Origin of the sequence: Pseudomonas sp. UYIF39 (assembly GCF_029963765.1) — a bacterium.
Taxonomy (GTDB): Bacteria; Pseudomonadota; Gammaproteobacteria; order Pseudomonadales; family Pseudomonadaceae; genus Aquipseudomonas.
Map to the genome: position 1 here is coordinate 43,589 of NZ_JALBYU010000013.1, position 16,603 is coordinate 60,191.

The following is a 16,603-nucleotide window of genomic DNA, read 5'->3' on the forward strand; positions in this document are numbered from 1 at the left end:
CTGGGTCTGGAGTGCTATGGAGTCCATTTCATAAAAGTCACCCAAGCAAATCCAGGTATTTTTGGGGAAGCAACAGCATCCCTGTACAAGCAAGAAAGAGTAGATTTTGATCTGCCTCACTAACGCCCCTTCGTGAGGCGCAGGGCGATCATTCCTAGAGCTCCCGATTGCACGGCGAGCAGCACCAAGCTGCTCCAGCCGTGGTTATGTCGCTCGCACCGGTAGAGCGCATGTACGAACCGCCGGATTTCGGCCATCGGCAGGCCATCCAGCTGCTTCTCCGGCCTGGCGTTGATGGCTTCGAAGTCAAAACCATCGGCCGATTGGTCGCTTCCTACAAACCCTCTGTCATAGGCCTGCTCCAATAGCTCGTTGTATTCAGGCAGCTCGTAGACCTTGGTTGCGTTCTCGATGCAGCCAGAACTCCAACGCTCTCGCTCAATTGCTTGCTCAAGCCGCTTGATCCCAGCTGCGAACTCCCGCGCCTGCTCGTTGTTCGGTGGGCTGTTGGTCGTCGAACTTTTCATTTTCCACCCTCGTCACTGTCGTGACGCAATGATTTTAATACCGGGACTTAACAGGAAAATAAACGGTTAGGTAACGGTAAGAGGCTTCAAATTCATACTAAAACGAGGTTCCAACCGTGTCGACGATCGCTCAACTGATTTCGCTAGCCGAACCTGCATCGCGTCGACTAGCCACATCAACTCGACGTTGCGCTCGGCCTCACGCTCAAGCCGGCGGCTGGAATGAATCCGATTGAGATAGCCGTAGATATAGATCTTCAGCAACACCGCTGGGTGATAGGCCGGACGCCCAGTTGCGGCAGGATCGACGCCCTCAAAACCAAGTGCGCCCAGGTCGAGTTCATCGACGAAAACATCGACCACTCGCACTTGATTTTCTTCAGCTACGTAATCATCCAAGCACTCAGGCAGCAACGTGACTTGCGTCCGAGCCTCACCTTCAATGAGTCGCTTCATGATCGCCCCCGATACGATCTAGACGATCGGAAGGTTAGACAATCACTGGCGTTTTCACACAGCCTGGGTCGATTGCTGCCTGTCGCGAAGGGCTGTAAGCGACCCGGATTTTCAGCACGTCTAAGCGATCTGTGGCGAACTATCCGTCCTCCTGACTTTGCAGTAGCCGACAAACCTCGACATTCACTTCCACGAACGCCTCCCAGCTGAATCGCTGCGCATAGTGCATCCGGTACTGCCGGTCCACCCGGCAGATATCCGGCCGCGTCTCGTAGATCAGGCAGTGCTTGTTGGCATCACTGTAGTGCCGACAAGCCCCGTCCCCCCGATCCAGATAGCCATCATCTCGTCCAGCGCCTGCTCGAGAGCGGAGACCACACCGCCGTGTGGTCGCTTTCGTTGCCTTCTTGTGATCGGCCCTTCGTCTAATCATCTCAACTGCTGTTGATATAATCGCCGGCGGGACGTAGGCTCGTGAAAAACGGCTAATCGGCCTGCATGCTCCAAACGCTCGTTCGTGTGCCAATACAATAATAAGGACGCAAGACATGAAACGCTGGTCTGTACTTGTTGGATGCTTTCTCGGGATGAGCATTGCGCCGCCCGCCATTCTGCTGATCCCGCTGGGCCTGTTCATGAAGTCGGTCACCGGCGAGTTCGGTTGGTCCCGTACCGATTTCTCCATCATCATTTCCGCCGCAGCCATCTGTAACGCGCTGGTGATGCCGCTGGCCGGCTTCCTCGTAGATCGCTTTGGCGCACGCCGGGTCGCGCTGGTCGGCACGGTGTTGGGGTGTGGCAGTTACATGTGCCTGTCGCTTACACACTCCTTCGGCGCTTTTGTCGCGATCACCGCGTTGAGTGTGGCCTTTGGCAATCTGGCGAGTTATCCAGCCTTCCTGTATTTGACTCAGCGCTGGTTCGACAAGCACTTGGGGCTTGCCTTCGCCATTACCTCCTCGGGACTCGCGGTCGGCACTGGCGGGTTTTCCTATCTCATTTCGCAAAACATCGTACTGCACGGCTGGCGGGAGGCTTTTGTGGTGGCTGGGGCAATTGCTCTGGTCATTGGCCTGGTCAATCTCGCCGTGTTTGTCCGTGACAATAAAGGGACGATGCCCGAGGCAGAACGCCGCAGTGAGAAAACGCAATCTGGTCAGGACGGCCTGACCCTGCGTAGTGCCATGGCGACGCGGGATTTCTGGTTGTATTCGCTGGCATTTATACTGGTGCTTTTTGGCGCTGTCGGCGCAAGCTTTCACCTGCCAGCGATGCTGTCGGATTGGGGCGTATCCGCCGCTCAGATTGCCGGCATCGTTGCGGCGGGTTCTGTCGGCTCACTGGTGGGGCGACTGTTCGGCGGTGCCTTGCTGGATCATCTGCACACCCGCACCGTGGCCGGGATTTTTCTCGCCTGCCAGCTTGTCGGTTTCCTGATGCTGATTGAGGGGCCGAACTGGGCGCTGGCTGCCAGCTTTCTGATCGGCGCCACTCAGGGGGCCGAGATCGATATTCTGGGTTACCTGATTGCCCGTCGATTTGGCCGACTGGCCTACGCGCGGATCTTTGGCAGCGCCTTTTCGGTCACCCTTCTGGGAGCCATTATCGGACCTATCGTATTGGGCATGGTTTTCGATAAAAGCGGCTCCTACAGCCTGGGCTTGATGCTCTTTCCGGCACTGCCGATTCTTGCGTTCGGCTTGTTGTGCATGTCCGCCAAGTCGCCGCAACAGGCCTGGATTTCCTCCGCGGCCAACGCGACATAGTGTGGTTCTACAACGTAGTCTTCTGAATACAACAAAAATAATAAGGTAATAGTATGCGGCCCAACTCAATCGGGATTAACCGAATCCGTAGGCGTGCGCCTGAGTTTATACGGATTACGCTGGCGGCATCCCTGGCAATATGGGCAGCTCACACGCTGAATGCTCGTGCTGAAACAACACCGACTCAGCAATATTTAGCAGGGCAGGTTGCCCCGGAGCTGAAACTACCGGTTGCGGCGCTTGACGCGGCGGCCGGGGAAAAATCACTGCCCGACAGTCAATTGCTCGCCCATATTCTCGAGCGTAAAAAGCAATTCGCGAAAATCGATGCTCTGGTTGAACATGGCCAACTGACTGAGTTGCCACCACCGTCCGAAAGTATCCTCGGCGACGCAGGTGGATTGCGTAGCGATCTCGCTGATCACGGAATCGGCTTCAACATTTTGAACATGTCCAACTTTACCAATAATTACCTGGATCACGACCGGCACAACCCGCAAGCCTATAGCGGCGAGCGTCCCACTTATTCGTCGAACCTGGTGGCAGGATTGACCTATGACCTGGGGCAAGTCGGCCTGAAGAATGGCCAATTTATCTTTGGGGTGGGAAGTTATTACTCCAGCTGGGATGAAGTGAATCCGTCATCGAAATTCAGCTACACGCGTATTACTTACTACCAGAGTCTTTGGGATAAGACCGTCGAACTCAAAATCGGTGTCTTCCCCAACGATCTGGAATACATCGGTCCGTTCACTGGCGGAACGCTAGTGGGTGGCACCCAGGGTCTGCAGGCGCTTATCCCCTATCAGGTTGGCTTGAGTCACGCGCCCATTTCCAGCCCAGCCGCCAATGTGACCTTGAACCTCGGCAACTTCTACAACAAGTTCGGTGTGCAACGCAGCATCAGTCCTGACGGCATGGGTGCGGAAATTGACCGCCATCTGGGTGAGCTTGACCTTCACGTCGATCATGCCGGCGCGCTGTACATTGATGAGCTCGGATTTAAACGTAATGCGACCCCGGGCACCCCGTATGCATGGCTACGTGCCGGTTATATCTACAACCGGTCGGACTATACCCAGTTCCTGAGTAACGAGCGCAGTGATGACAACTACGCGGGCTACGTGCTTGGCGATTACCAGTTCTACCAGTTCAACAGCGCCATCGCCTCGCGCGGTCTGTATGCCGGCTTTACCTGGATGTCTGCACCCGAAGACCGCAATTTGTTTGACCTGTATTACGGGCTTCGCGTGTTCGCAAAAGGGCCATTGGACTCGCGCCCGTTCGACATGTTGACGCTGGAGTACGGTTACACCAGCTACAGCGATGATGCCAACGCCAAGCTCGACAAGCTTAATGTGTCGAACGCCGACGACTCAAAGTCCACAACGCTTGCTTACAACATGCGCCTTGCTGCCGGCACGTACTTACGCACGGGGCTTAGTTATGTCGAACACCCCTCATTCAGTCCAGATGTCAAAGACGCACTTAACATGCAAGTCGGCATTACGTTGTTCTTCTGATGCAAGATTGACTGATTGAAACCGGACCGGGCCTCCCATTCCTGGTCAGTGAGCCGCACGTGCAAGGCGGCGGCTCAGCAGCATCCTCCAGCACTATCAGCTTTTCAGCTAACTCGCATCGTTATTGACCATTGGGCGAGCCTCACGCATCCGCGATAGCCTCTGAACGCTAGCGACGTAGAACGTCGCACATCGAAGAACAACAAGAAGAATTCATATGCCCAGCGCGACTCAGGCCTTCATTTGCCACGATCTCTCTGCGCCTTGCACCGCTCTTTCATTGAGCAAAGGGCGGTCCCTGTGATTGCTCGTGTGCTGGGCAACCTGTCAGTGGGCACCAAGCTTTCACTGGGTTTCGGCTTGGTCCTGGTATCGACGCTAGGCGTTGCAGCGACAGCGTTCTACGCGCTCAACGTGCTCGAAGCACGGGCCGAGAAGATGAACGACGTCGCCTCTGTCGAGTCGCTGTTGCTGCAAGCGCAGGTATCGGTAAAGGCGTTTGCTCTGGACCTGGCTGAGGAGGAGGCCCACAAGGTTGCCGGTATCACCGGTGAGCTTGTCTTGTTGCTGGAAACATCCCAGGGCGGGCAGGGCGATTCCACAAACGCGGCAAAAATCTATCTCGCCCAGTTCGAGCGTTACGCTCAAGCCCAGCGTGATGCCCGCCAGGCTCGCCTGCGCATGCAGCAATTGGCCCAAGTGGTTGGCGAGCGATTCACCGTGGTCATGCTCGATCAGCTCGACGCGGTCAACCTGTTGGCCTCGCGGACTCAGCCCGCTGACTCAGTGCGCATGCTGCAGCTTGAGCAAGCCTCCACGCTGCGTGACAAGTTGGCAAACCTGCGTGACAGCGAACTCTATTTCACGCTGCAAGGCAGTTCCGAAGTGCGCAATGCCTGGGAGGCGCGGGTTATCGAGCTGCGCTCTTACATGGAAAACCTGGAGCTGCGTCTCGAAGGTTCTGAGCGGGAGTCGTTGACCCAGGCGCGTACGGCGTTGGATGAATACCGCGATGCATTCAACGGCTACGCCGCCAGTCGTGATCAGGCCAGCGATAGCCAGGCCGCGATGAATGTCACCGCGGACAAGGTCAGCGCACTGCTTGTCGCGGCCCGCGATGCCCAGGTGCAGGCCTCGCAGGTGATGAGTCAGCGGGTATCGCGCCTGCTCGGGGGGATTGTGCTGCTGGCCCTCAGCTTTGGCATTGGCGCCAGCCTGTTGATTCGCCACTTGATCCTGCAGCCATTGCGTCAGGCGGTTGAGCTGACCCGGCGCGTGGCTTCGGGCGATCTCAGCGCCCAGATCGATGCTGCGGGACGCCGTGATGAGCTGGGGCAGTTGCTCGGCAGCGTCGGGCTCATGCTTGCCAGCCTGCGTGGGCTGATCGGCCGGATTGGCGAGGGTGTCGGGCAGTTGAATCAGTCCGCCAATGGGTTGGTGCAGGTGACGGAGCGTACTCGTGAGGGTGTTGATTCTCAGCGCGAGGAGACCGAATTGGCGGCCACCGCCATGCAACAGATGGCGGCGACCGCTCAGGACGTCGCGCGCAATACCAGCCAGACCCGCAACGCCGTTGAGCAGGCCAATAGTCAGGCGCGCAAAGGCGAGGATCTGGTACGACAGGCGACCACCAAGATCGGTCACCTGGCCGAAGAAATGAGTGGGTGTTCCGAGGCCATGGGCTTGCTGCTCACTGAGAGCACGGCCATCGGCAAGGTGCTCGATGTGATCAAGGCCCTGGCCGAACAGACCAATCTGCTGGCCCTGAATGCGGCGATTGAAGCGGCACGTGCCGGCGAAAACGGTCGTGGCTTCGCGGTGGTGGCCGACGAGGTACGCAACCTCGCGCGGCGTACCCAGGCCTCCACCGACAGCATCGCCACCATCATCCAGCAACTGCGCGCCGTCGCCGAGCAGGCGGACAGTCGCCTGCAGGGCAGCCAGGTGTTGACCGGCGAAAGCGTAGTGCTTGCCGCGCAGGCCTCCCAGGCGCTGCAGGAAATCGCCGCGGCAGTGTCGACCGTGGAACAGATGAGTCAACAGATTGCCGCGGCGGCCGAGCAGCAGAGCGCGGTGGCGGAGCAGGTGGGCAAAAGCATGGAGCGGGTACGGGCGGTTTCGGAGCAGAGCAGCGCTGCCAGCGGGCTGCTGGAAGAGTCGGTGCGCGGGCTCAAACAGGTGGGCGGCGCGCTCAACGCGGCGGTGGGAGATTTCCGCACGTCGACCTGATACGGGCTCTTTTTTCTCGATCAATCAAGTTTCAGGTACTCAACAGTACTGAAACCCAAGTAATGAAGCTTAGTACGGCGGCACGTTCTGTCGGTTCATCTCTAAGCAGACAACAATAAGAGTGGAGGCAGACATGAGTTCGCTAAATGAAAGCTCCGGGTCAATGGCATCGCTGGATATTGATCGGGATGAAACACAGGAGTGGCTGGAATCGCTGGAGGCCGTCGTCCGTGATGGCGGTTCCGAGCGTGGCCAGTTCCTGCTCAAACAGTTGGAGCAACACGCACGAGCACTTGGCATCACCTCGCATGTGCACCCGTACTCGGCGTATCGGAACACAATTCCGATTGAAAGGCAGGGTCCCTACCCAGGGGACCTTGCTGTCGAGGAACGGATCACGTCGATCATTCGCTGGAATGCATTGGCCATGGTGGTGCGCGCAAACCAGGCCTACGGAGATCTGGGCGGGCACATCGCAAGTTACGCGTCTGCCGCCGAGATCTTCGAGGTTGGCTTTAACCATTTCTTCCGTGCCCGAGATGAACATCACGGCGGCGACCTGGTGTTTTATCAGCCGCATTCGGCACCGGGCGTCTATGCCCGTGCGTTCCTTGAAGGGCGGCTGTCAGAAGAGCAATTGGCCAATTACCGTCAGGAAGTGGGCGGCAATGGGCTGAGCTCCTACCCGCACCCCTGGTTGATGCCTGATTTCTGGCAGTTCCCTACCGGGTCGATGGGCATTGGCCCGATCAGTGCGGTCTATCAGGCGCGTTACATGCGCTACCTCGAGCATCGCAATCTTGCCGAAACTGCCGAGCGTCATGTCTGGGGTGTGTTTGGTGACGGCGAAATGGATGAGCCAGAATCCATTGCAGGTCTCACCCTCGCTGCGCGGGAAAAACTCGATAACCTTACCTTTATCGTCAACTGCAACCTGCAGCGCCTGGATGGTCCGGTGCGTGGCAACGGCCAGGTCATTCAAGAACTCGAGGCACTGTTTACCGGCGCCGGCTGGAATGTGGTCAAGGTCATCTGGGGATCGGACTGGGACCCGTTGTTTTCACGGGACACCAACAATGCCCTGTTACAGCGGTTTGCCCAGACCGTTGATGGCCAATACCAGACGCTCGGCTCCAAGGACGGTGCCTACAACCTGCTGCACTTCTTCCAGCAGGATCCAGAGGTCAAGGAACTGGTCTCGCACATGTCCGATGCCGAGATTGATGCCCTCAAGCGTGGCGGTCACGACTTCCGCAAGCTGCACGCGGCTTTCGCCGCTGCCAAGGCGCACAAGGGACGGCCGACCGTCATCCTCGCCAAAACCAAGAAAGGTTATGGCATGGGCGGTGCGGGCGAGTCGCGCATGACATCGCACCAGGCGAAGAAGCTGGATATCGACGCACTCAAGGCGTTCCGCGATCGCTTCGCGCTGCCACTGTCGGATGACGATGTCGCGCAATTGCGCTTCTATCGCCCGGCCGAAGACAGCCAGGAGATGCGTTATCTGCGCGAGCGCAGGACCGCGTTGGGCGGCTACATGCCTTCGCGGCAGAAGGGTAAGGAACACGTTGCCATACCCGCCATGGCGGACTACGCGCGTTTCGCCTTCGAAGCCGACGGCAAAGAAATGTCCACCACCATGGCGGTGGTGCGGATGCTCGGCGGTTTGCTCAAGGATAAGGAACTGGGGCCGCGTGTCGTGCCTATCGTCGCGGACGAAGCGCGCACATTCGGTATGGCCAACCTGTTTCGCCAGATCGGAATCTACTCGCCGCTGGGGCAGCTTTACGAGCCGGAAGATGCAGGCTCCATGCTGTATTACCGTGAAGCCCGTGACGGTCAGCTGCTGGAGGAGGGCATTACGGAAGCGGGTGCACTGTCTTCCTGGGTGGCAGCTGCCACCTCCTACAGCGCCCACGGCAAACCGATGCTGCCGTTCTATATCTACTACTCGATGTTCGGCTTCCAACGCGTCGGCGATTTGATCTGGGCAGCGGCTGATCAGCGCGCCCGCGGCTTCTTGCTGGGCGCCACCGCAGGGCGTACGACCCTGGGTGGAGAAGGGCTGCAGCACCAGGATGGTAGCAGCCACGTGGTGGCGGCCACCGTGCCGAACTGCCGCGCCTACGATCCGGCTTTTGCTGGCGAGCTGGCGGTGATTGTCGACCATGGCATGCGCCAGATGATGGAACGCGATGTCGATGAGTTCTATTACATCACCGTGATGAACGAGAACTACGCGCAGCCTTCTTTGCCGGCAGGCGTTGAAGATCAAGTCATTCGCGGCATGTATCGCTACGCCGTGACGGATGCAGCGCCATCCCGTGGTTCGGTCCGACTGCTGGGCAGCGGCACCATCCTGCGGGAAGTGATCGCGGCGTCCGAACTGCTGGCGGCCGACTGGCAAGTATCGAGCGAAGTGTGGAGCGTCACCAGTTTCAGCGAGCTGGCTCGTGAAGCGCGGGCAGTGGAGCGACACAATCGCCTGAATCCGTCCGATCCCGAGCAGGTGAGCCACCTTTGCGCCTCCCTCGTCGGTGATGCGCCAGTGATTGTCGCTTCCGACTACGTTCGTGCCTGGCCGCAACTGATCGCCAGCTATGTCGATGCGCGCTTCATTGCCCTGGGTACCGACGGGTTTGGTCGCAGTGATACCCGCGCCGCCTTGCGCAGCTTCTTTGAAGTCGATCGTCATCAGGTCGTCCTCGCAGCGCTGGATGGTCTGGTGCGTGACGGCAAGTTGCCGCGTCAGGTGTTGGCCGAAGCCATCGAGCGATACGGCCTGGACGGTAACCGCCCGGCTCCCTGGACTCGCTAACGGTTTTCTCTTCGTACGCGCTCGATGAGCGCTCCATCCGTTGCGTGAACCCGCAACGGATCTATTTCTTGGCGGCGGTATGTCATGAGTGAAATCAGAGAAATTCAGGTCCCTGACATCGGGGACTTCAAAGACCTTCCGGTGATCGAAGTGTTGGTCAAGCCGGGCGATACGGTAGCGTTCGATGATCCATTGCTGACCCTGGAATCGGACAAGGCCTCCATGGATGTCCCAAGCCCTGGCGCTGGCACCGTTGTGGCGGTGACCATCAAGGAGGGCGATCGGGTTTCCAAAGGCAGTGCCATCCTCACGTTGCGGATGGCCGCCGATGCGGCGCTAGCCACTCAGAATCAAGTCAATGGCACTGCGGTGGCTGATGCCGTGGTGAGTGCCGTTGGGCCACCTGTCGTGGCAACGCCTGCAGCCGCTGTGGTGTCGGCGGTCGCGCCAGTGGTGACTGCCTCTGGCCCGAAACCCCACGCCAGCCCTTCAGTGCGCAGTTATGCACGCAAACTGGGGGTGGACGTCTCGAAAGTGGCGGCCACCGGCAAGGGCGGGCGAATGCTTCGCGAGGATATCGAAGGCTTCGTCAAGGACGCCCTGGTTCGCCTCAACAGCTCCAAGCCAGGCGCCGATCACTCCGCTGGGCTCAACCTGCTCCCCTGGCCGGACGTGGATTTCAGCAAGTTCGGCACTGTCGAGAAAGTCGCACTGTCGCGTATCAAGAAAATCTCCGGCGCCAACCTTTCGCGCAACTGGGTGATGATTCCCCACGTTACCAACAACGAAGAAGCGGATATCACCGGGCTTGAAGCGTTTCGCGTGCAGCTCAACACCGAAGGCGGCAAAGACGCGATCAAGTACACCCTGCTGGCTTTCCTGATCAAGGCCGCGGTCGCCACCCTGAAAGCCTTCCCGCAGTTCAACAGTTCGTTGGGCAACGAAGACGGCGAACCGATCCTGATCCTCAAGCAGTACTACCACATTGGTTTTGCGGCCGACACGCCGAACGGGCTGGTGGTGCCGGTGATTCGCGACGCCGATCAGAAAGGCATCGGCCAGATCGCCACCGAGTGCGGCGAACTGGCGAGAAAGGCACGGGACGGCAAGTTGGGCCCTGCCGACATGACCGGCGGCACCTTTACCGTTTCCAGCCTGGGTGGGATCGGAGGTACAGGTTTCACTCCCATTATCAACGCGCCGGAAGTGGCGATCCTCGGCGTTACCCGCGCGCAGACCCGGCCGGTCTGGGAGGGTAACGGCTTTGCGCCACGGCTGATTCTGCCCCTGGCACTGTCATGGGATCACCGCGTCGTGGATGGCGCGGCCGCGGCACGCTTCCTCCAGCATCTGGCAGCTCTGTTGGCTGATTTCCGTCGAATTGCACTTTGAGGGGCAGCCCATGAGTCAGGTTATTGAAGTGAAGATGCCAGGTATCGGCGATGCGGTCGCGATGCCGGTGATCGAGGTGCTGGTCAAGGTCGGCGATCGGGTTGCAGTCGATGACGCCATCTGCGTGCTTGAGTCGGATAAGGCCACCATGGATGTGCCGTCTTCGGCCGCCGGGGTGGTCAAGGAAGTGCGGGTCAAAATCGGTGACAAGGTGGCGGAAGGCGTTGTGTTGTTGACGCTGGAGTCGAATGACGCGGCAGCCCCTTCAGGTGCGCCAGTACCACCTGCCAGCGCGCAGTCGCCAAGGCCCTCAGCCGCATCAACTGCCACCCACGGCGGCAGTGCTGATCGGGAGTGCGACGTGCTTGTCCTGGGTGGCGGCCCTGGCGGTTACTCCGCCGCCTTTCGCTCGGCGGATCTGGGGCAGAAAACCCTAGTGGTAGAGCGCTATGCATCGCTCGGGGGCGTGTGCCTCAACGTCGGTTGCATCCCTTCCAAGGCGTTACTGCATATCGCCTCGGTGATGGAAGAAGTACCGCATCTGGCTGCACTGGGGATCGACTTCAGCGCCAGCCAGGTGGATATCGACAAGCTGCGCGCGCACAAGGAGTCGGTGGTCAGCAAGCTGACGAGCGGGCTCGCCGGGATGGCCAAGGGGCGCAATGTCGAAGTCGTGCGTGGCTTCGGTCGCTTTCTCGATGCGCACCATATCGAAGTTTCACTCTGTTCAGGTTCCGGCCAGGCGCAGACGGGCGAGAAGCAGGTCATTCGCTTTAAACAGTGCGTGATTGCCGCGGGCAGCCAGGCCGTCAAGCTGCCTTTTATGCCGCAAGACCCGCGCATCGTCGACTCCACCGGGGCTCTGGAACTCAGGGCGGTGCCCAAGCGCATGCTGGTGGTGGGCGGCGGCATTATCGGGCTGGAGATGGCCACCGTGTATTCCGCCCTTGGTGCGCGTATCGACGTGGTCGAGATGCTGGACGGCTTGATGCAGGGGCCTGACCGCGATCTGGTCAAGGTCTGGGAAAAACACAACAGCCACCGTTTCGATCAGGTGATGTTGAAAACCCGAACGGTGAATGCCGAGGCCAGTGAGCAGGGCATCTGGGTGACGTTCGAAGGTGAAAAGGCACCTTCAGAGCCGCAATGCTATGACCTGGTACTGGTTTCTGTAGGCCGAAGACCCAATGGCGACAAGATCGACGCCGACAAGGCGGGTATCAACGTGGGTGAGCGCGGATTCATTGCCGTGGACCAGCAGATGCGCACCAACGTGCCGCACATCTTCGCGATCGGCGACATCGTTGGCCAACCCATGCTTGCGCACAAGGCGGTACACGAGGGGCACGTCGCCGCTGAAGTGGCGGCAGGCGAGGCCACCCACAATGCCGAATTGGCCCGCAGCCGCTTTGATCCGTTGCAGATTCCGGGGGTTGCCTACACCAATCCAGAGGTGGCCTGGGCCGGTCTTACTCAGCAGGAAGCCAAGGACAAAGGCATCAAGGTCGAATCCGCGGTGTTCCCGTGGGCAGCGTCGGGACGGGCGATTGCCAACGGTCGCGATGAAGGTTTCACCAAGCTGTTGTTCGATGCACAAACCCATAGGGTGGTCGGCGGCGGCATCGTAGGCACCGGGGCGGGCGACCTGATCAGCGAGGTGTGCCTGGCCATCGAAATGGGCGCCGATGCGGTGGATATCGGCAAGACCATCCACCCCCATCCGACCTTGGGTGAGACCGTGGGGATGGCGGCGGAAGTCGCCCATGGCAGTTGCACCGACCTGCCGGCGGTCCGTCGCTAAACACTAATGAGCGGGGCGCGTCTGCAGCGCCTCGCCTTGCTATCGACCAGATCGGGATTTTCATCCATGACCAGTGTTCCAGCTACGATTCTCGTCACATCGGCCAACGGCAACCAGGGTAAGCGCCTTATTCCCCGGTTGCTCGCCGCAGGACATCGTGTGCGTGCCTGCGTACGCAGCAAGGGCTCAGCCGACACCCTGAATGAACTGGGTGTGCAGGAAGTGCTGGTGGGTGATCTGGCTGATCCGTCATTCATTCGTGAAGCGGTGGGGGGCATTGCGACTATCTATCACATCGGCCCGACCCTGCATCCGGATGAACGAGCGATCGGCTTCGATATCGTTGATGCAGCACGGGAAGCGGGAGTAGGGCATTTCGTCTTCAGCTCGGTGCTTCATGCCATCACGACTGACCTGCTCCAGCATGAAATCAAGCGCGACATCGAGGAGCATCTGCTGTCTTCCGGGCTCGAATTCACCATCCTCCAACCGGCGAATTACATGCTGGCGGCACGCATGAAGCCGGTCTTCGAGGAAGGCGTATTCCGCTTGTCCTGGGCGTTGGATCGTTATCAATCCATGGTCGATCTGGACGATGTGACCGAGGTGGCAGCGAAGGTGCTCGCACAGCCGACACTCCATCGCGCAGCCACCTACGAGCTGGTGGGGCCTGGACGTTTCACGGCGCACGATATCGGGCGGGTGCTATCAGGCGTACTCGGTCACGAGATTCGGGTCGAGCGCATTGACATGGCGTCGTTCATCCGAGCCCGGTTTGGCAATGGCGACCCCGTCACGTTTGCGCATCAAGCCCGGGTGAGCGATTCGATCGAGAAGCGCTACAGCCACCACGATTTCCTCGGTAATCCAAACGTCCTCTCGTGGTTGCTGGGTCGCTCACCGACCCGCTTCGAAGACTTCGTGCGCAAGGAATATGCAGCCTACAAGGCGCAGAGATAGATGTCCGGCCTGGTTTTGAAAGGGCAGACAAAAAGCGTCTTGCCGTTGGTAAACCGGGATCAACCCATGATCACACGAGATGGAGAATAGAGATGATCGAAAACGCCGGCACATTCTCTCTTGGCGGCCGCACCGTGAAACGGCTCGGTTACGGCGCCATGCAGCTCGCAGGTCCCGGTGCGTTCGGGCCCTCGCGCGACAAGGCCAGTGCACTGGCAACTTTGCGTGAGGCGCTGGCGGCGGGCGTCAACCACATCGACACCAGCGACTACTACGGTCCGCAGGTCGTCAATCAACTGATTCGCGAAGCGCTGGCGCCTTATCCCGAAGATTTGCTGATCGTCACCAAGGTCGGTGCGCGCCGCGGAACGGCGGGTGAGTGGTTTCCTGCCTGCCAGCCGGACGAGCTTGTGCAAGCGGTCGAGGGAAATCTGCGTAATCTCGGACTGGACGCGCTCGACGTCGTGAATTTTCGCGTCATGTTCAGCCCCCAGGGGCCGGCGCAAGGCTCAATCGCCGCACCGCTTGAAGCGCTCGCTGAACTGCAACGACGAGGGCTGGTGCGCCATATCGGCCTTAGCAACGTAACGGCTGAGCAGGTCTGGGAGGGGCGCGAGATCGTCGAGATTGCCTGCGTGCAGAACCACTACAACCTGGTGCATCGCGTTGACGACCCGCTCATCGACGTCCTGGCCAAGGACGGCATCGCCTACGTCCCGTTCTTTCCGCTGGGCGGATTCAACCCACTGCAATCGGCAACCCTGACCCGAGTCGCTACTGACCTTGGAGCGACGCCGCTGCAGGTCGCTCTGGCGTGGCTGCTGCAACGCTCGCCCAACATCCTGTTGATCCCCGGCACTTCCTCGGTCGCCCATCTGCACGAAAACCTCGCGATCGCTGCACTGGATTTGCCGGACGATGCGGTCGCTGCGCTGGACGGCATCTCGTCGGTTCAGTCATCGGGTATGGAACACGATACGTGACGCAGGAGATGACAATGAACAGTTGCAACAAGACAGGCACGGTTGACTTGAGCCAATGGGTGGGCCGGGGGGAATTGAGTGCCGACCGCATCGATCAACGTGTCGCCCAGGCGCTGGCCGCCACGCTCGATCTGGATCCCGATGGTTTGGTAGAGGGTGCCGAGTTGCCGCCCTTGTGGCACTGGGTGTACTTCACGCCAAACGCCCGAGCCTGCGAAATCGGCACCGATGGCCATCCGAAACGCGGGGGATTCCTGCCGCCGGTGGACCTGCCCAACCGTATGTGGGCAGGCGGTCGCCTGAGTTTCGAGCAGCCATTGCGGATTGGCGAGGCCGTCACGCGGATTTCCCGCATCGCCCGCTGCGAGCGCAAAACCGGACGCAATGGCGAACTGGTGTTCGTGACCGTGGAGCACACGGTCTCGGGTGAGCGTGGTGTCTGCCTGGTTGAGGAACAGGACATCGTCTACCGCCAGCCTGCGCCGAAAGGTGCGCCCCTGACCAGCGCGCCAGTTGAGGGCTGTGCCGAGTTTCGCCAGTCCGTTAACCCCGACCCGGTCTTGCTGTTCCGTTATTCGGCGCTGACGTTCAACGGCCATCGCATTCACTACGACCAGCCTTACGCGATTGAGGAAGAAGGTTATCCGGGGCTCGTGGTGCAGGGGCCGCTGGCCGCCACGCTGCTGCTCGAAGCCTATCGGACCCGACATCCGGCCAAACGCATTCGACGCTTTGCGTTTCGTGGGGTGGGTCCGCTTTTCGAAACGGCGGATTTTGATCTGTGCGGCCAGATCACCGGCCCGGACACCGCTGACTTGTGGACGGAATGCGCTGGCCGGCTGGCGATGAAGGCTGAAGTCACCGTCGACTGACCGGCTAACCAACCAAAACGATTCAACAAAAGGTGCCTCTGTGCAGAGGTGCCAAGGGCACTGCTGTGCCGCAATTGCCTTAGACAGGCCAGGAAACCGCCATGACCATGCTCTATACCCCTGACGAACACCAGGAAATCCGCGATGCAGTACGTGCCCTATGCAGTGAGTTTCCGGACGAATATTTCCGCAAGATCGACGAACAGCGTGCCTACCCGGAGGCGTTTGTCGACGCCTTGATCGGTGCCGGCTGGCTTTCCGCGATGATCCCCGAAGAGTACGGCGGCTCGGGCCTGGGGCTCACCGAGGCGTCCGTGATCATGGAGGAGATCAACCGCTCGGGCGGCAACTCCGGCGCCGTTCACGGCCAGATGTACAACATGAGCACGCTGCTGCGTAACGGCAGCCGGGCGCAGAAGGAAAAATACCTGCCGAAGATTGCTTCAGGCGAATTGCGCATCCAGTCGATGGCGGTCACCGAGCCGACTACCGGCACTGACACCACCAAGATCAAGACCAACGCGGTGAAGAAAGACGGCCGCTACGTCGTCAACGGCCAAAAAGTGTGGATCTCGCGGGTGCAGCATTCGGACCTGATGATCCTGCTGGCGCGCACCACGCCGCTGACCGAAGTGAAAAGAAAGTCCGAGGGCATGTCGATCTTCATCGTCGACCTCAAAGACTCGATCGGCAAAGGCCTCACCGTGCAGCCGATCCCCAACATGGTGAACCACGAGACCAACGAGCTGTTCTTCGACAACCTCGAGATTCCCGAGGAGAACCTGATCGGCGAGGAGGGCAAGGGTTTCAAATACATCCTCGACGGGCTCAACGCCGAACGCACGTTGATTGCCGCCGAATGCATCGGCGACGGTTACTGGTTCATGGAACGCGCGGTCAAGTACGCCAACGAGCGCGTGGTGTTCGACCGTCCGATCGGTCAGAACCAAGGGGTGCAATTCCCGATCGCCGACGCTTTCATCGAGATCGAGGCGGCCAATCTGATGCGCTTCAAGGCGTGCCAGTTGTTCGACGCCAACCAACCCTGTGGTGCCCAGGCCAACATGGCCAAATACCTGGCGGCCAAGGCTTCGTGGGAGGCAGCCAACGTCTGCCTGCAAACCCACGGCGGCTTCGGCTTTGCCAACGAATACGACATCGAGCGCAAGTTCCGTGAGACCCGGCTGTACCAGGTCGCGCCGATCTCCACCAACTTGATCTACTCCTACGTCGCCGAGCACCTGCTCGGGCTGCCGCGCTCTTTCTGAGGAATCTG

Annotated in this window: 12 protein-coding genes and 1 pseudogene; 10 read left to right on the top strand and 3 right to left on the bottom strand. The window is 59.6% G+C overall.

Going from position 1 to position 16,603, the window contains the following annotated elements; genetic code table 11:
* Positions 1–119 precede the first annotated feature (119 nt).
* The 3 genes and pseudogenes from MO767_RS18300 to MO767_RS30845 all read right to left on the bottom strand — a co-directional run bounded on the left by MO767_RS18300 (position 120) and on the right by MO767_RS30845 (position 1,620).
* The gene (locus MO767_RS18300) at positions 120–527 is read right to left on the bottom strand and encodes a hypothetical protein (protein WP_282481647.1); all 408 of its coding nucleotides are present in this window, start codon (positions 525–527) and stop codon (positions 120–122) included.
* Between the two features lie 168 nt (positions 528–695).
* Positions 696–983 (bottom strand): annotated as a pseudogene (locus tag MO767_RS18305) (transposase); the annotation flags it as partial.
* A gap of 139 nt (positions 984–1,122) precedes the next feature.
* A complete protein-coding gene (locus MO767_RS30845; protein ID WP_349016930.1) occupies positions 1,123–1,620 on the bottom strand; it encodes a YkgJ family cysteine cluster protein in 498 nt (165 codons plus the stop codon).
* Here MO767_RS30845 and MO767_RS18315 point away from each other — a divergent pair.
* The 10 genes from MO767_RS18315 (at position 1,532) to MO767_RS18360 (ending at position 16,595) form a co-directional block, all read left to right on the top strand.
* Positions 1,532–2,749 (top strand): MFS transporter, encoded by a 1,218-nt coding sequence (locus tag MO767_RS18315; protein WP_282481649.1) that lies wholly within the window; start codon positions 1,532–1,534, stop codon positions 2,747–2,749. The genes MO767_RS30845 and MO767_RS18315 overlap by 89 nt on opposite strands.
* Positions 2,750–2,802: 53 nt before the next feature.
* On the top strand, positions 2,803–4,272 hold the full coding sequence (locus MO767_RS18320; RefSeq protein ID WP_282481650.1) for a carbohydrate porin: 1,470 nt from the start codon (positions 2,803–2,805) through the stop codon (positions 4,270–4,272).
* Positions 4,273–4,572: 300 nt separating this feature from the next.
* Complete coding sequence (locus MO767_RS18325; RefSeq protein WP_282481651.1) at positions 4,573–6,501, top strand: methyl-accepting chemotaxis protein; 1,929 nt, start codon at positions 4,573–4,575, stop codon at positions 6,499–6,501.
* Positions 6,502–6,634: 133 nt separating this feature from the next.
* The gene (gene mdeB, locus MO767_RS18330; protein WP_282481652.1) at positions 6,635–9,319 is read left to right on the top strand and encodes an alpha-ketoglutarate dehydrogenase; all 2,685 of its coding nucleotides are present in this window, start codon (positions 6,635–6,637) and stop codon (positions 9,317–9,319) included.
* A gap of 84 nt (positions 9,320–9,403) precedes the next feature.
* The gene (gene aceF / locus MO767_RS18335) at positions 9,404–10,711 is read left to right on the top strand and encodes a dihydrolipoyllysine-residue acetyltransferase (protein WP_282481653.1); all 1,308 of its coding nucleotides are present in this window, start codon (positions 9,404–9,406) and stop codon (positions 10,709–10,711) included.
* A gap of 10 nt (positions 10,712–10,721) precedes the next feature.
* Positions 10,722–12,512 (top strand): dihydrolipoyl dehydrogenase, encoded by a 1,791-nt coding sequence (gene lpdA / locus MO767_RS18340; protein WP_282481654.1) that lies wholly within the window; start codon positions 10,722–10,724, stop codon positions 12,510–12,512.
* 66 nt (positions 12,513–12,578) lie between these two features.
* Complete coding sequence (locus MO767_RS18345; RefSeq protein WP_282481655.1) at positions 12,579–13,472, top strand: NmrA family NAD(P)-binding protein; 894 nt, start codon at positions 12,579–12,581, stop codon at positions 13,470–13,472.
* 92 nt (positions 13,473–13,564) lie between these two features.
* Positions 13,565–14,455, top strand: coding sequence for an aldo/keto reductase family oxidoreductase (locus MO767_RS18350; protein ID WP_282481656.1), 891 nt, complete (start codon positions 13,565–13,567; stop codon positions 14,453–14,455).
* A gap of 14 nt (positions 14,456–14,469) precedes the next feature.
* A complete protein-coding gene (locus tag MO767_RS18355) occupies positions 14,470–15,327 on the top strand; it encodes a MaoC family dehydratase N-terminal domain-containing protein (RefSeq protein WP_282481657.1) in 858 nt (285 codons plus the stop codon).
* 107 nt (positions 15,328–15,434) lie between these two features.
* The gene (locus tag MO767_RS18360) at positions 15,435–16,595 is read left to right on the top strand and encodes an acyl-CoA dehydrogenase family protein (protein WP_282481742.1); all 1,161 of its coding nucleotides are present in this window, start codon (positions 15,435–15,437) and stop codon (positions 16,593–16,595) included.
* Positions 16,596–16,603: the final 8 nt, after the last annotated feature.

Coding starts and splice junctions, on each gene's coding strand:
- MO767_RS18300 (WP_282481647.1), bottom strand. CDS start 527: ATGAAAAGTTCGACGACCAACAGCCCACCGAACAACGAGCAGGCGCGG.
- MO767_RS30845 (WP_349016930.1), bottom strand. CDS start 1,620: ATGAACAGGCCCAGCGGGATCAGCAGAATGGCGGGCGGCGCAATGCTC.
- MO767_RS18315 (WP_282481649.1), top strand. CDS start 1,532: ATGAAACGCTGGTCTGTACTTGTTGGATGCTTTCTCGGGATGAGCATT.
- mdeB (WP_282481652.1), top strand. CDS start 6,635: ATGAGTTCGCTAAATGAAAGCTCCGGGTCAATGGCATCGCTGGATATT.
- MO767_RS18350 (WP_282481656.1), top strand. CDS start 13,565: ATGATCGAAAACGCCGGCACATTCTCTCTTGGCGGCCGCACCGTGAAA.
- MO767_RS18360 (WP_282481742.1), top strand. CDS start 15,435: ATGCTCTATACCCCTGACGAACACCAGGAAATCCGCGATGCAGTACGT.
- MO767_RS18355 (WP_282481657.1), top strand. CDS start 14,470: ATGAACAGTTGCAACAAGACAGGCACGGTTGACTTGAGCCAATGGGTG.
- MO767_RS18345 (WP_282481655.1), top strand. CDS start 12,579: ATGACCAGTGTTCCAGCTACGATTCTCGTCACATCGGCCAACGGCAAC.
- MO767_RS18320 (WP_282481650.1), top strand. CDS start 2,803: ATGCGGCCCAACTCAATCGGGATTAACCGAATCCGTAGGCGTGCGCCT.
- lpdA (WP_282481654.1), top strand. CDS start 10,722: ATGAGTCAGGTTATTGAAGTGAAGATGCCAGGTATCGGCGATGCGGTC.
- aceF (WP_282481653.1), top strand. CDS start 9,404: ATGAGTGAAATCAGAGAAATTCAGGTCCCTGACATCGGGGACTTCAAA.